At 64.0% G+C, this 13,847-nt stretch carries 13 protein-coding genes; 6 read left to right on the forward strand and 7 right to left on the reverse strand.

Going from position 1 to position 13,847, the window contains the following annotated elements:
- Nucleotides 1-102 precede the first annotated feature (102 nt).
- Nucleotides 103-441, forward strand: coding sequence for a P-II family nitrogen regulator (locus tag MMB74_RS16980; protein WP_102649078.1), 339 nt, complete (start codon nucleotides 103-105; stop codon nucleotides 439-441).
- Nucleotides 442-701: 260 nt separating this feature from the next.
- Here MMB74_RS16980 and MMB74_RS16985 read toward each other — a convergent pair whose 3' ends face one another.
- The 5 genes from MMB74_RS16985 to MMB74_RS17005 form a co-directional block, all read right to left on the reverse strand.
- The gene (locus MMB74_RS16985; RefSeq protein ID WP_277429827.1) at nucleotides 702-1,790 is read right to left on the reverse strand and encodes a porin; all 1,089 of its coding nucleotides are present in this window, start codon (nucleotides 1,788-1,790) and stop codon (nucleotides 702-704) included.
- A 648-nt stretch (nucleotides 1,791-2,438) separates the two neighbouring features.
- Entirely contained in the window at nucleotides 2,439-3,206 is a 768-nt protein-coding gene (locus MMB74_RS16990) for an ATP-binding cassette domain-containing protein (protein WP_277429828.1), read from the reverse strand.
- A 3-nt stretch (nucleotides 3,207-3,209) separates the two neighbouring features.
- Nucleotides 3,210-3,923: an ABC transporter permease gene (locus MMB74_RS16995; protein ID WP_277429829.1), complete on the reverse strand. Its 714-nt coding sequence runs from the start codon at nucleotides 3,921-3,923 to the stop codon at nucleotides 3,210-3,212.
- 16 nt (nucleotides 3,924-3,939) lie between these two features.
- Nucleotides 3,940-4,629: a histidine ABC transporter permease HisQ gene (gene hisQ, locus MMB74_RS17000; RefSeq protein ID WP_277429830.1), complete on the reverse strand. Its 690-nt coding sequence runs from the start codon at nucleotides 4,627-4,629 to the stop codon at nucleotides 3,940-3,942.
- A 502-nt stretch (nucleotides 4,630-5,131) separates the two neighbouring features.
- Entirely contained in the window at nucleotides 5,132-5,701 is a 570-nt protein-coding gene (locus tag MMB74_RS17005; protein WP_277429831.1) for a periplasmic heavy metal sensor, read from the reverse strand.
- Between the two features lie 211 nt (nucleotides 5,702-5,912).
- On the opposite strand from MMB74_RS17005, the gene MMB74_RS17010 reads away from it, so the two are divergent.
- Nucleotides 5,913-6,635 carry a response regulator gene (locus tag MMB74_RS17010; RefSeq protein ID WP_277429832.1) on the forward strand — a complete coding sequence of 241 codons (723 nt, stop codon included), beginning with the start codon at nucleotides 5,913-5,915 and terminating at the stop codon, nucleotides 6,633-6,635.
- Nucleotides 6,619-7,935, forward strand: coding sequence for an ATP-binding protein (locus tag MMB74_RS17015; protein ID WP_277429833.1), 1,317 nt, complete (start codon nucleotides 6,619-6,621; stop codon nucleotides 7,933-7,935). The genes MMB74_RS17010 and MMB74_RS17015 overlap by 17 nt, the downstream gene beginning before the upstream one ends.
- Before the next feature lie 64 nt (nucleotides 7,936-7,999).
- On the opposite strand, the gene MMB74_RS17020 is transcribed toward MMB74_RS17015, so the two are convergent.
- Nucleotides 8,000-8,266, reverse strand: coding sequence for a hypothetical protein (locus MMB74_RS17020; RefSeq protein ID WP_277429834.1), 267 nt, complete (start codon nucleotides 8,264-8,266; stop codon nucleotides 8,000-8,002).
- Between the two features lie 567 nt (nucleotides 8,267-8,833).
- Here MMB74_RS17020 and MMB74_RS17025 point away from each other — a divergent pair.
- On the forward strand, nucleotides 8,834-10,588 hold the full coding sequence (locus tag MMB74_RS17025; protein ID WP_277429835.1) for an ABC transporter permease subunit: 1,755 nt from the start codon (nucleotides 8,834-8,836) through the stop codon (nucleotides 10,586-10,588).
- Nucleotides 10,589-10,657: 69 nt separating this feature from the next.
- The gene (locus tag MMB74_RS17030) at nucleotides 10,658-12,007 is read left to right on the forward strand and encodes a nitrate/sulfonate/bicarbonate ABC transporter ATP-binding protein (RefSeq protein WP_277429836.1); all 1,350 of its coding nucleotides are present in this window, start codon (nucleotides 10,658-10,660) and stop codon (nucleotides 12,005-12,007) included.
- Nucleotides 12,008-12,103: 96 nt separating this feature from the next.
- Here the strand turns inward: MMB74_RS17030 and MMB74_RS17035 are convergent, their stop codons facing one another.
- On the reverse strand, nucleotides 12,104-13,186 hold the full coding sequence (locus MMB74_RS17035) for a sigma-54 dependent transcriptional regulator (protein ID WP_277429837.1): 1,083 nt from the start codon (nucleotides 13,184-13,186) through the stop codon (nucleotides 12,104-12,106).
- 261 nt (nucleotides 13,187-13,447) lie between these two features.
- On the opposite strand from MMB74_RS17035, the gene MMB74_RS17040 reads away from it, so the two are divergent.
- Nucleotides 13,448-13,741 (forward strand): hypothetical protein, encoded by a 294-nt coding sequence (locus MMB74_RS17040; protein ID WP_277429838.1) that lies wholly within the window; start codon nucleotides 13,448-13,450, stop codon nucleotides 13,739-13,741.
- The last annotated feature ends 106 nt before the right edge of the window (nucleotides 13,742-13,847 follow it).

A 13,847-nucleotide genomic window follows, 5' to 3' on the forward strand; every position in this document is an offset into this window, starting at 1 on the left:
CGTCGCGGCGCGGGCCGCCTTGCGGTGGTCGCGGCGTAGAATCGCTTCATCCGTTCGTCCATTTGTTCGTTCTCAGTTCGTTGTGATCTCACGAGGTACGCTATGAAACGCATTACCGCCATCATCAAACCGTTCAAACTCGACGAAGTGCGCGAAGCGCTGGCCGAAGTGGGCCTGACAGGGCTGACGGTGACCGAAGTGAAGGGGTTTGGGCGCCAGAAGGGGCACACCGAGCTGTATCGCGGCGCCGAGTACGTCGTGGATTTCCTGCCGAAGGTGAAGATCGAGGTGGTGGTCGCCGCGGCCCAGTGCGATCAAGTGATCGACGCGATCATCGGCGCGGCGCGCACGGGCAAGATCGGCGACGGCAAGATCTTTGTGACCGAAGTCGAGCGCGTGATTCGCATCCGTACCGGCGAGGAAAACGAGGCGGCGGTCTAGTGGCTTCTCGGTAGCCTAGCGCTTAAGCCGCGGGAACGGTGACGCGATAGAGCGGGGCGCGGGCGGTTGGAATAGCCGCTCGTTTCGCGCACGCTCGATGCGAGTGCGCAATTCGCTCGTCGTCTGACTGCCACGTTGAAAACATAGAACAAAAAAAACGGTGCGACGCCCTGACGGGACACCGCACCGATACGCGCCTCTCGCAGCAGCGTGAAACTGTAAAGCTGTTTAAGTCTGTTCTTTTAGGCTACGCCGCTCGCTTAGAACGAGTGCTGAATACCGGCGTAGACGCCCGATTGGCTGTGGCCGGGCAGCGGGTTGTCCGCATTGCCGACGCCATTCGCTTCCAGGCTGAAGTTCGCATTCTTGCTGTTGCGGGCAGTCGCGATCTGGATGTCGAGCAACGTGCGCTTGGACAGGTTGTACGTGCCGCCGACCGTGTAGATCGTCGCGTTGCCTGCGCCATTGTTGCCGTTCACGTGATAAACCGCAGCGATGGCAGCCAGCGCCGGCGTGGCTTGCCACGTCACGCCACCCCATTCGTGGTCGAGCGTCGTCGGCGTGCCGGCGGCTACACCGGTGGCGCCCGACGTACGGATCGCTTGGTATGCGGCCTGCAGCTTGATCGGACCGAGGAACACGTTCGCAGCAGCCGTGTACTCACGCGAGAACGAGAATGCGCCATCGGCGCCGTTCAGCATGCCGCTCGCCGGATTGCGGATTTCGTCGTAAATGCCGCGCACTTGGAACAGCGAGCTCGTGTACGTCAGTTGCAGACCGGCTTCACGCCCTTGCGGACCCGACCCGTTGCCGTTCCAGCTCGTCTGGTTCGACAGCGCGTACTGACCGTAGATGTCGAAGCCATTCCACTTCGGCGATTGGTACGCGACGTTGTTGCTCGACTGCGGCCAGTTGCGGCCACGCACGAGCGACGCCGACGACCAGCTCGATTGACCGAACGGATCGAAGTCCCACACGCCGTTCGCGATGTAGAGCATGCGGCCCATCGTGAACGTACCGTAGGTCGGGTTGGCGAGACCGACCGTCGCCCACCGATTGAAGAGCGTGCTTTGCAGCGCACCGTTCATCAGGTTGAAGCCGTTTTCCAACTTGAACAGGACTTGGTTACCGCCGCCGATGTCTTCGACGCCCTTCAAGCCCCACAGGCTCGTGCCCCAGTCACCGCTTTCCGCGCGGAAACGCGAGCTCGAGCCGCCGCCCGTAGCGTTGGGGATGCCCGTCATATACTCGATACCGGCATCCACACGGCCATACAGCGTCACGCTGCTTTGTGCGTGCGCGATGACGCCAGCCGACATGAGCGCCGCGGCGAGCAAAGCTTTTTTCATCTTCTCCTCCATTACCCTGTCAAAAGTGAAGCCACTACTGCGAATAGCGCTCGGGCGAGAGCATCGCCCGAGCGGGAATCTTGTTGTGGAGGAGATCCATCGGAACGCTCGAGGGCGAGCTGCGGGCTTGGTAGGCCTCTCGCGCTGCGCTCGGGTTCGAGGCCGCTCGTGGGGCGGTGTCTCCTCGTTTGAAGTAAAACTACATTTGTAGAACTTTGTTTTGCTACTTTGGTTACTAATTTAGCAAAAATACATGCCAGTCGCCAAGCAAATCGTAGTCTTGCTAGCGGGTGTCTCTAAATTGCCATATCCAGATGCTGGGACGCGTGGCCGCGGCCGCCCGCCGCGCCTTGCCGGATGTAGTGCAGCAATGCACTCACAGGTTGTGCAGCGGTGTCGTTCAGGATTTCGGGTATTGACGCGAAATATTGGGTGAGGTAAGTGCGTAGCCGCTCTGTGAAGCCCGGTGTGTGGGAAGTGTGCGGGAGGCGGTGCGAACGAGCGGCGAGATTGGTGCGTTCGGCCGATGCCGACCGACGTGGCCGCGCCTAGGGGACTCGAATCGCGAGGAGTTTGGGGAAAGCCGGAATCGCGTCCGCGACCGATCCCTCGGTCGAACGCTTCGATTGGAAACCGCCCGAGAGCACCCTACTTCAAGCTGCCCGACAAAAACTGCCGGAGCCGTTCGCTCTTGGTGTTGCCGAACACTTCGTCGGGCTTGCCTTCCTCTTCGACTCGGCCCTGATGCAGAAACATCACGTGATTCGACACGTTGCGCGCAAAGCCCATCTCGTGCGTGACGACGATCATCGTTCGCCCTTCCTCGGCGAGCTTTTGCATGACCTTCAACACTTCGCCCACGAGCTCGGGATCGAGCGCCGAAGTAGGCTCGTCGAACAGCATGACGTCGGGGTTCATCGCCAAGGCTCGCGCAATCGCGACGCGTTGCTGTTGCCCGCCCGATAGGTGCGATGGGTATTGCTTCTCGAGCCGCGGCGCAAGCCCCACCTTTTCGAGATACATCCGCGCGCGCTCCTCGGCTTCGCGTCGCGCCAGCCCCAAGACATGCACGGGCGCTTCAACCACGTTCTCGAGCACATTCATATGCGCCCAGAGGTTGAAATGCTGAAACACCATCGACAGCTTCGTGCGCACGCGCTGCAACTGCTTCGGATCGGAAACGCGCAGCGCGCCGCTCTTGCTCTTATTCGTGCGCACCTCTTCGCCGTCGACATAAATACGTCCGGCGCTAGGCTGCTCCAAAAAATTGATGCATCGCAGCATCGTGCTCTTGCCCGAGCCCGACGAGCCGATGACGCTGATCACGTCGCCGGCGTTCGCTTTGAGGGAAACGCCCTTGAGGACTTCGTTGCTGCCGTAGTGCTTGTGCAGATCGTCGATGAAAAGCTTGTGCATGAGTTACTTGCCTTGCGGGCGCAAATAGGCGAGCCAGCGCCTCTCGGCGCGGCGAAACAGTGCGACGAGCGCAAATGAGATAGCCAGATAAAGCAGCGCGGCGATACCGAACGCCTGAAACGACATGTATGTCGCCGAATTGACGTCTCGCGCAATCTTCAAAATATCGGGCACCGTGGCCGTGAATGCCACCGTCGTCGCGTGCAGCATCAAAATCACTTCGTTGCTGTAGAGCGGCAGCGCGCGTCGCAGCGCCGACGGCAGAATCACGCGCCGGTACAGCGTGAAGGTCGACATCCCGTATGCGCGCGCCGCTTCGATCTCGCCGTACGCCGTCGCTTTGATGGCGCCCGCGAAGATCTCGGTGGTGTATGCGCAGGTGTTCAACGTGAACGCGAGCAGCGTGCAATGCATGCCGTCGCGGAAGAAGGCGTTCAGCAGTTCGTGGTTGCGCACGACCTCGAGGCTATACAGGCCCGTATAGCAAAGCAGCAACTGCACGTAAAGCGGCGTGCCGCGAAAGATGTACGTGTAGAGCCAGACGGCGCCAGCAACCAGCTTGTTGCGCGACACGCGGGCGACCGACAGCGGTATCGATAAGCAAAAGCCGATGCCGATCGACACGACGAGCAGCCACATCGTGATGGCAAGGCCCGTGATGTGATAGCCGTCCGTAAAGAGGTAATTGCGCCAGTAGTCGTGGATGATCTCGATCATGGTGATGTGACGTACCTTATAGCTCGGCTTTGCGTACGCCGATCGAGTAGCGCTTCTCGAGCCAGAGCAGCACGAGATTCGATATCGTCGTGATCGCGAGATAGACCGCCCCCGCGATCAGCGTGAAAAAGAAAAACCGCAACGTGCCTTTGCCGGCGTCCTGCGTCGCCTTGACGACGTCGGCCAGCCCAATGATTGACACGAGCGCGGTTGCCTTGACCATCACTTGCCAGTTGTTGCCGATGCCGGGCAGTGCAAAACGCATCATCTGCGGGAACATGATGCGCGAGAACGTCTGCCAGGGCGTCATGCCGTAAGCCGCGCCCGCTTCGAGCTGCCCGCGCGGCACGGACAGAAACGCGCCGCGAAACGTCTCGGTGAAGTAAGCCCCGTAAATGAAGCCGAGCACGATGATGCCGGCGACGAACGGATCGATATCGATCTGATCCCAGCCAACGAGGTCGGTCAGGTTGTTCAGCCAGATTTGAATGCTGTAGAAGAGCAGCAGCATCAACACGAGATCGGGCACGCCGCGCACGAGCGTCGTGTAGACCGTGCCGACGCCGTTGGCGAGCCGGTTTCTCGAGAGCTTGGCCGCCGCGCCGATGAGGCCCAGCACGAAGGCGAGCGCAAGCGACAGCACGGAGAGCTTGACGGTCTGCCAAGTGCCGGCGAGGATCAGCGGGCCGTAGCCTTGTAGAAGCATGGTAGGAAGTGCGGTCCTTGGCGGTGCGCCGAAATGGCGGCGCGCCGCAAAATTCTAGGCGGACAAAAATAGCGTGCCGTAGGGCCGGCGGTTGCGCCGGCCTCCGGCTGCGAGCCTGCGAGGACGGGCTAGGCCGTTCTCGCCACGCTTCGCGGCGCCGATTTTTTTCGTTTGCCCGCGCGCGAGCGAGCCCGTGCAGGGCGAAAAGCGCAGCATTTTACCCGAACGCGCGGTCGGTGCTACTGCGGCGAACCCGGGGGAGGGCGCGCGCGCAAGCGGTCGCGCGGCAAAGCCGTATCTGGGCGCTTTGCGCTCGCGCGCCGATTCACTCATCGGGCTGCCCCGAAAGCCACCGGCGCGCCGATGCTCGAATGCGTGAATGCGTAAACGACGAACGCCGCGACCCGAAGGCGCGGCGTTTCTGGTTTGTCGATTGTCGGTTTCCGGTCGCACCGCGTTGCGCGAGCGGCGCGAGGCGACCGGCACGACTACGCTCGAAGCGTCATTGATTCGCCGGCGCAGCCGCCGATGCGGCGCCGTGCCGCTGTTGCCAGCGTTCGCGCACGTGGTCGCGCATCGACTCCATTTTCGCGAAATGCTGCTTGAACGAGTCGCTGACCACAGTCTTCTGCTGGTCGTCGAGTGCGTTGTAGACGGCGAGCCACGCGCTCGCCGTCTCCTCGTGCAGCCTCTCGCCGTCTTGCCGCGCCTGCATGTGCGTTGTGTGCAACGCGTTCATGTCGAGGATCGGTTGCTGCATCATCGTCTTCAGTTGCGCGTGCAACTTCTCGCGCTCTGCGCGCCCGGCGGCGCCATCGCGCTTCATGGTGTCGGCGGCGCTTTGCCACAGCTTTTCCTGCTCTGGCGTGAGTTTGAGGCGGGCGTGCAAGTCCGCGAGCCGCTTCTCCGTCATGAAGCCGCCGCGGTGATGCCACCCCGCGCCCGGGCCGCCGTGGGGGGCCGGGCCCATTTGCCCGCTGGCCGCGTAAGCGCCGAGTGAGAGGGTCAATGCCGCGGCAGCCGCCGTGAACCAGCGTAAAGGATGACGAGTGGTACGAGATAAAGCGTTCATTCGATAAGCTCCGGTGATCGAGATTGGGCGGCGCACCGCGTTGGCATTCGCCGTCCGTTTCGCCAAGTTAGTCTGGCCTTCGATCGCGGGTGTTACCTGCGACATGCGCGCCGTTACGGTGCATTACGGATTGCTTTCGCCGTAACGTCCAGTAACCCATCCGCCGGGCCGGCGGTGCGTTTCGCGCGCGGCTGGCGTTAAACTTCGCTCCATGGCTACCCAAATCCTTGTCGTCGACGACGACGCCGAACTGCGCGATCTGCTGCGCGACTATCTCGTCCGTCAGGGCATCGAGGTCTCGGTGCTGCACGACGCCGCCACGCTCGAACGCCGGCTCGAACGCGAGCGGCCCGATCTGATCGTCCTCGATCTGATGATGCCGGGCGTGGACGGACTCACCGCGTTGCGCAAGCTGCGTGCGACGGGCGACGACATCCCCGTCATCATGCTGACGGCGCGCGCCGATGACGTCGACCGCATCGTCGGCTTGGAGCTTGGCGCAGACGATTACCTGGGCAAGCCCTTCAATCCGCGCGAACTGCTGGCGCGCGTGCAAGCGGTGCTGCGCCGGCGGCGCACGATTCCGTCGGCGGCCCCCGAGCAGCGCGAGCCTTTCGCGTTCGGGCGGTTCCAGCTCGATTTCCAATCGCGCACGCTCAACCACGAAGGGCGGCCGCTTACGCTGTCCGGCAGCGAGTTCGCACTGCTGAAGATCTTCGTCAATCACCCAATGCGCACGCTCACGCGCGAGCGGCTGCTCGAACTGCTGCATGGGCCCGAGTACGACGGCACGGACCGGGGCATCGACGTGCAGGTGTGGCGTCTGCGGCGCATTCTCGAATCGGACCCGTCGAACCCGCGCTTCGTCCAAACGGTGCGTGGCCGCGGGTACGTGTTCGTTCCCAATGGCGATCCCGATGCGGCGCCCAATTGATTCGCTCTTCGGCAGGCTCGCGTTACTCGTCGTCGCCGTCCTGCTGTTTTCGCATTTCGCTTGGTTCGTGCTCATGCGCGTCGAGCGCAGTCAATCGCAGGCGCGCTACGCCGTCGAGGAAGCGGCGTTCCTGGTCGATGCGGTGCGCCAACACGTCGCCCGCACGCCGTCCGTGCCGCTGCCTTCGCGTGTGCGGCTCGTCGATCCCGTCAGCCCCGAAGTGCCTCCCGCCGATCAGGATCTTCCCCCGCCGCTCAAACGCTTCGTGGAAGATTTGCGCGACCGTTTGCCGCCCGGCTCGCTCGTGCGCGTTGGCTCGCCGGGGCGCCCGCCGATCCTCTGGGTGCACGAGGCGGCCGATCGCGATTGGATCGTCGTGCCGATGCTCGCGCTGCATCCGCCGCGGCCGCGCGATCAGATGCTCGTCTGGCTGGGCACCATTTTTTCGGTCGCGGTCATGTGCGCGCTGTTCGTCGCTTGGCGGCTGCAGCAGCCGCTGGCCGCGTTGGCGGGCGCTGTGGTGCGTTTCGGCCGCGGACAAAATGTTCCGCCGCTCGCCGAGCGCGGGCCGCGCGAGTTGCGCGAACTGACGCGCGGCTTCAACCAGATGGTGCGGGAGGTGTCGCGCACCGACCAGGATCGTGCCGTCATGCTCGCCGGCGTAGCGCACGATTTGAAGACGCCGCTCGCGCGCCTGCGGCTGCGCGCCGAGATGATGGAGGAAGCCAAGCTGCGCGACGGCGTCGTGCGCGATGTCGATTCGCTGGCACACATCGTCGACCAATTCCTCGTGTTTGCGCATGACGGCACGGACCGCAGCGAGCTCGTCCAAGTCGACGAGCAATGCGAGCGCATCGCGCGCAGCTATCGCGCAGTCGCGCCCGGCGGCCCGGCAGTGCGCACGGAATTGACGGCTGGGCCGGGCTTTCGCCTGCCCACCGCGACGCTCGAGCGCATCCTGTCGAACCTGCTCGATAACGCGCATGCGTACGGCGCGCCGCCCGTCGTGGTGGCGACGGCCCGAACGCCGGCGGGCTGGGAGCTCTCGGTCAGCGATCACGGTCGCGGCATCTCGCCGCAAGATCTCGTCAATGCGAGCCGACCTTTCGTGCGCCTCGACCCCGCGCGGGGGGGCAACGGCCACAGCGGGCTCGGCCTGGCCATCGTCGAGCGTCTCGTGCGCCGGGTGGGCGGCGCGTGCGAAATCGGCAACGCCGAAGGGCGCGGCCTACGTGTGGCGATGACGTTTCCCTTCGCAGCGGCGACGCGTGCCGCGACGCGATCGGAAGGCGCCTGGTAAGGTAAGGGCGATCGCCTCGCCTCGATCCCGGCCGACCCGCTTGGATCGAGCCGTCAGCGCGGCGTCATTCGGCGAACAGCGCGTCGAGCGCGGCGGCGGCGTCGCTGTCGACCGTGTTGTAGGTGACGCTGTTCGCCTCGAAGATGTAGTGGGTGGTGTACTTACCGAGCCGGGCCAGAATCTCTTCCTGGACGTCCTCGGGCTGGCTGTCTAGCTTCAAATACCATGCGGTGGACGACAGTCTCGTCTGAAACGCGCCGTATTCGGCCATGAGCTCGTCGAAGGCGGTCGCATCCTGGTCGCGACAAACGATGACCAGATTTCCTTTCATTGGACATCTCCCGGTAGATCGGTGGGGTACTCGCCATGAGAAACCGATGATACCCGCTCTCGTGCAAGTACCGCTCGTTCGCCGTTTGCTCGCCAAGGGCTGTGGCGGCCGCCTCGGCCTCGCGGGTTCCCGTCGCGGCTGCTTCGCGGCATAATTTCACGTTCGCCGGCGCGGCGCCCGCCATTTTCGCGTCGATGCGCGTATCCTCGCTGCGCCAAGGCGCAAAAGGCGGCGGTTGCGCGCGGTTTCACGCGAGGCGCCCGCCGCGGGTCCGGCCGGACGTTTTCGACCGGCGCGGTTGTGCCTGAAACACAGGTTGTAGTAGTGTCGTGCCGTCAAAAAGAAAGGCGACGAAGGCCGGCAGTCGGATCGACGGCTCGACCAGTCGACGATTCGCGCTCAAACGCGTCACCGCAACCCTACGCTCGTCATGCTCGTATTTCGTGTCACGGATCGTTCCGCCGCCTCGCGCGCGGGCTTGCGCATGCTCGTCGGCTCAGGCCTGCTTGCGGCGCCGGCGCGCCCGGCGCTCAGTCCCCGTTCGCCGCGCGGCGCGAAGGGGGCCTGATGGATTTCGGCTTCAATCTGAACCGCACCGCGAATGCGTCGGCGTGGCGCATCGCCCCTAATCGCTGGGATTTCGTTGCCTTTCCGCTCATCATCTGCGCGATCGCGATGGCCGCGATCGGCTTTCACCAGACGATGGCGCCGATTTCGACGCTCAAGGCCCAGGTCATTTCGCTGAACCCCGCGATGCTGCCCGAGTACGCGTTGCGCACGACGCTGCGGATGCTGGCGGCCATCGTCGCGTCGTTCGCGTTCACGCTGGCCTATGGCACGCTCGCGGCCAAGAGCCGCCGGGCGGGCATGGTGCTCGTGCCGATCCTCGACATTCTGCAGTCGGTGCCCGTGCTCGGGTATATCTCGTTTACGGTCACGTTCTTCCTCGCGCTCTTCCCCGCCCGCGTGCTCGGCGCGGAACTGGCCGCGATCTTCGCCATCTTCACGAGCCAGGCGTGGAACATGACCTTCAGCTTCTACCAGTCGCTGCGCACGGTGCCGCGCGATCTGGACGAAGTCTCGCGCGGGTTCCATCTGACGGCGTGGCAGCGGTTCTGGAAGCTCGAGGTGCCGTTCTCGATGCCGGGCCTCATCTGGAACATGATGATGTCGATGTCGGGCGGCTGGTTTTTCGTCGTGGCATCCGAGGCGATCACCGTCGGCAACAACACGATCACGCTGCCCGGCATCGGCGCGTATCTGGCGCAGGCCATCGCGGCGAAAAATCTCGCGGCGATCGGCTGGGTGATCGTCACGATGTCGGTCGTGATCCTCGCCTACGATCAACTGATGTTTCGCCCGCTCGTCGCTTGGACCGACAAGTTCCGCATGGAGACGACGAGTTCGGGCGATGCGCCTGAATCGTGGCTGCTCGATCTCGTGCGCCGCACGCGGCTCATTCATCTGCTGCTCGTGCCCGCCGGCTGGATGTTCGCCAAGCTAGCGCGGATCCCGCTGCGTCTGCCGCGGGTCGACGCCGTGCCGTTCGTCCGCCTCGCTCGCAGCGAGAAGCGCTCGCGTGTGGGCGATGCGCTGTGGGGCGTGCTGGTTTTGGTGGCAACGGTGTATGTCGCCTGGCGCGTCGTGGCCTACGTGCGCACGGGCGTGACGGGTGCGGAAGTCGGCCACGTGCTGATGCTCGGCTTCATCACGCTCGCGCGCGTCGTCGTGCTGATCGCGATTTCGTCGCTGGTCTGGGTGCCGGTGGGCGTGAAGATCGGCCTGCGGCCGCGCATCGCCGAGAAGGCCCAGCCCATTGCGCAATTTCTGGCCGCGTTTCCGGCGAACTTGCTGTTCCCCGTATTCGTGATCGTCATCGTGCGGTTTCATTTGAACCCCGACGTGTGGCTATCTCCGCTCATCGTGCTCGGCACGCAGTGGTATATCCTCTTCAACGTCATCGCCGGGACGATGGCCTATCCGAACGACTACCGCGAGGCTGCGACGAACTTCCGCATCCGTGGCTGGCAGTGGTGGCGCCAAGCGATGCTGCCGGGTATCTTTCCCTACTATGTGACGGGCGCGATCACGGCCTCCGGCGGCGCATGGAACGCGAGCATCGTGGCCGAATTCGTGCAGTGGGGCGATACCAAAGTGGCGGCGCACGGACTCGGGGCCTACATCGCCGAATACACGGCCGCGGGCGATTTCCCGAAGATCATTCTCGGCATCGCCGTGATGTCGCTGTTCGTGACGCTATTTAACCGCCTGCTCTGGCGTCCGCTCTATGCCTATGCGGAAGCGAAGCTGCGGCTCGATTGATCGAGAGCTAGCTTTCGGGCGCGCGCGAACGGCGCGCCTACTCAGTGCTCAATTCAAGAGTGAAGCGCAATGCAAAATCCCAAAGCTGACCTAAGCGCCGGCTCATTCGCCGGCGCCGCGACGGCCGCGCCGCGCCCGGGCGCCGAAGTGCTCGACGTCAAGGGCGTGCGCCGTGGTTTTTCGAAGGCGCAAGGCGAGTTGCTCGTGCTGGACGACGTCAATCTGACGTTGCGCGAGGGCGAAATCGTTGGGCTCCTCGGGCGTTCGGGCTCGGGAAAGTCCACCCTTTTACGCATCATCGCGGGCCTGATCGAGCCCACCGCGGGCGAAGTGCGCTACCTGGGCGAGCCGCTTTCCGGCCCGGCCGAAGGGGTGGCGATGGTGTTTCAGACCTTTGCGCTGTTTCCATGGCTGACGGTGCTGCAAAACGTCGAGGCGGGCCTCGAAGCGCAAGGCGTGGGTGCGCGCGAGCGCCGGGAGCGCGCATTGGCGGCGATCGACTTGATCGGCCTCGACGGTTTCGAGAACGCGTATCCGCGCGAGTTGTCGGGTGGCATGCGCCAGCGCGTGGGCTTCGCGCGCGCGCTCGTCGTCGACCCGACGTTGCTGCTGATGGACGAACCGTTCTCCGCGCTCGACGTCCTGACGGCCGAGACGCTGCGCACCGACTTGTTGGATCTGTGGACGCAAGGGCGCATGCCGATCAAGTCGGTGCTGATCGTCACGCACAACATCGAAGAGGCCGTGTTCATGTGCGACCGCATTCTCGTGCTCTCGTCGAATCCTGGGCGCGTGCTTGCCGAAATAAAAGTGCCGTTCGCCCACCCGCGCAACCGGCTCGATCCCGCCTTCCGCCGGCTGGTCGACGAGATCTACGCGAAGATGACCGCGCGCCGCACCGACGAGGCGACGAAGAAGGGGCTCGAGTTGGGCAGTTGGCTGCCGAGCGTGTCGACGAACTTGATGGCGGGCTTGATCGAGACGCTAGCGGCCCCGCCTTACCATGGCCGCGCCGACATGCCCGAGATCGCGCGTTCGCTGCACCTCGAGGTCGACGATCTGTTTCCGATCGCGGAAGTGCTGCAGCACTTGGGCTTTGCCGACGTGCGCGAGGGCGATATTTTCCTGACGCCGCCGGCTCGCGTATTCGCCGAATTCGGCACCCAAGAGCGCAAGATGATGTTCGCCGAGCATTTGCTGCGTCACGTACCGTTGGCCGCGCGTATCAAGAAAGTGCTCAACGAGCGGCCTGGCCATCGCGCGCCGCGCGTGCGCTTCGAGCAAGAGCTCGAGGATTTTCTGTCCGACAGCGCGGCGGAGGAGACGCTCGACGCCGTCATCAACTGGGGCCGTTACGGGGAAATTTTTTCGTACAACGACCAGACGGAAATCTTCAGCTTGGAAGACGTCGAGTCGTAAGCGGCGGCCAAATTTGCGAGCTCTCCGGCTCGGTGGCCATCTGAAAGACAGCCGCGCCGCACAGCCCATCTGCGGGCGAGTGCGGCGCGTTTGCATTCAGGACTCGGGCATACCGGCGCCCTCGTCTTCTTCCTCGTAAGCGCCCAGGCGGTTATAGAGCGTTTTGAGGCTCACGCCGAGCGCCTTCGCCGCGCGCCGCTTGTCGCCGCCGCAGTACTTGAGCGTACCAAGGATGATTTGCCGCTGCGCCTCGGCGAGCGGCGTACCTACCCAAATGCTCATCGCATCGCCTTGCGTCACCGCTTTCTTCGAGCGTGCGGCAAGCCGCGGATGTTCGATCTCGACGGTTTTCTCGGCGAGGATGAAGGCGCGGTAGACGCTATTCTTCAGCTCGCGCACGTTGCCCGGCCACGAGTAGGTGCGCAGTGTTTCCTTCGCGCGTTTGCTGAAGACTTTATTCGTGCCTTCCTGCTTGTTTAGTTCCGCCAAGAAGTGCTGCGCGAGCAGTTCGCGATCGCCTTCGCGTTCGCGCAACGGCGGCGCGCGAAGCGGAAACACGGCGAGGCGGTACATCAAGTCTTCGCGTAGACCGTTTTCCTTCACTGCCACGAGCGGATCTCGGTTCGTGGCGGCGATGACGCGCACGTCGCTGCGCAGCAGCTCGGTGCCGCCGACGCGATAGAACGTGCCTGTTTCGAGCGCACGCAGCAGTTTGACTTGGCGCACCGGCATCATCTCGGTGACTTCGTCGAGGAACAAGGTGCCGCCGTTCGCGTGCTCGAAGTAACCCGCGCGGCCTTGAATGGCGCCGGTGAAGCTGCCGCGCTCGTGGCCGAACAGCTCGGCCTCGAGCAGGCTGTCGGGAATCGCGCCGCAGTTGACGGCGACGAAGGGTCCGTCCTTGCGCGCGCTGCGATCGTGGATCGTGCGGGCGACGAGTTCCTTGCCCGTGCCGGATTCGCCGACGACGAGCACGGTCGCGTCGGTCGATGCGACGCGCTCGATTTGCTCGTACAACTCGAGCATCGACGGGGAGGAACCGTACAGCAGCCCGTACGATTCGAGTCCAGCCGCGTCGCGCTCGATATTCTTTGCGCAGCGTGCCGCAGCGCCATGCTCGGGCGGTGCGGCCGCAGTTTCGATGTCGGTAAACTCGGCCATGTGGTTGCAGTCGTCCATAGGGCGCTCACGCGCCGGGAATGAGGGTGCTTGTTTCCTTCGGCGCCAACGCGCGTGGCTAGTTCCAAAAGAGTATTTAACCACGCCACGCTCGCGCGACGTAGGGGCTTACGAACGGACGCGCTGGCACGGAAGCTGCGCCTCTGGCAATTCGACGATCAGCGGAACTCCACGTTCGCGGATCGATCCCACAGGGAGTCGGGCGGAGCGCAAGCGCCGCTCGAACTCGTCGATGAACCGAGCAAATGCTAGGGGGATATGATGGCTCGTCCCAGAATCGGCGTTTTCGGCGCCTTGATCGCGGTCGGCGGCATGATCGCTTGGCGCTGGGCGCAAAAGCATCGCGCATCGCAGGCACGGCTCGCGGGCGAGTTGAGCCGGTGGGAAGGCGAAGGCGGTGCAGTCGTGTCCCAGGCGGCTTCGGCCGCCAGCGCCGCTGCCCCCTCGCCAGAGCGCAGCGGACCCAAGGTCGTCCCCAATGGGGCCGGCCATGGCGCTTTCGGCCAAGTGGGTGGGACCCGCGACGCATGGATTTTTCCTCACGGGCATAGCTGACGCCGCTTCGCGCGCGCCGCGCAGCCCGAGCGCGCCGCCCCGTCCGGCGGCGCTCGTTTCACCCCCGAGTTGTGCCGAATTGCTCGCTTCCATCGTCGGCTCTAGG

Origin of the sequence: Trinickia sp. Y13 (assembly GCF_029522115.1) — a bacterium.
Classification (GTDB): Bacteria; Pseudomonadota; Gammaproteobacteria; order Burkholderiales; family Burkholderiaceae; genus Trinickia.

Bases quoted from the DNA above. Each gene is read 5' to 3' on its own strand.
- MMB74_RS16995 (WP_277429829.1), bottom strand. From the start codon at position 3,923: ATGATCGAGATCATCCACGACTACTGGCGCAATTACCTCTTTACGGAC.
- hisQ (WP_277429830.1), bottom strand. From the start codon at position 4,629: ATGCTTCTACAAGGCTACGGCCCGCTGATCCTCGCCGGCACTTGGCAG.
- MMB74_RS17020 (WP_277429834.1), bottom strand. From the start codon at position 8,266: ATGAAAGGAAATCTGGTCATCGTTTGTCGCGACCAGGATGCGACCGCC.
- MMB74_RS17035 (WP_277429837.1), bottom strand. From the start codon at position 13,186: ATGGACGACTGCAACCACATGGCCGAGTTTACCGACATCGAAACTGCG.
- MMB74_RS16985 (WP_277429827.1), bottom strand. From the start codon at position 1,790: ATGAAAAAAGCTTTGCTCGCCGCGGCGCTCATGTCGGCTGGCGTCATC.
- MMB74_RS17025 (WP_277429835.1), top strand. From the start codon at position 8,834: ATGGATTTCGGCTTCAATCTGAACCGCACCGCGAATGCGTCGGCGTGG.
- MMB74_RS17040 (WP_277429838.1), top strand. From the start codon at position 13,448: ATGGCTCGTCCCAGAATCGGCGTTTTCGGCGCCTTGATCGCGGTCGGC.
- MMB74_RS17015 (WP_277429833.1), top strand. From the start codon at position 6,619: ATGCGGCGCCCAATTGATTCGCTCTTCGGCAGGCTCGCGTTACTCGTC.
- MMB74_RS16990 (WP_277429828.1), bottom strand. From the start codon at position 3,206: ATGCACAAGCTTTTCATCGACGATCTGCACAAGCACTACGGCAGCAAC.
- MMB74_RS17030 (WP_277429836.1), top strand. From the start codon at position 10,658: ATGCAAAATCCCAAAGCTGACCTAAGCGCCGGCTCATTCGCCGGCGCC.
- MMB74_RS17010 (WP_277429832.1), top strand. From the start codon at position 5,913: ATGGCTACCCAAATCCTTGTCGTCGACGACGACGCCGAACTGCGCGAT.
- MMB74_RS16980 (WP_102649078.1), top strand. From the start codon at position 103: ATGAAACGCATTACCGCCATCATCAAACCGTTCAAACTCGACGAAGTG.
- MMB74_RS17005 (WP_277429831.1), bottom strand. From the start codon at position 5,701: ATGAACGCTTTATCTCGTACCACTCGTCATCCTTTACGCTGGTTCACG.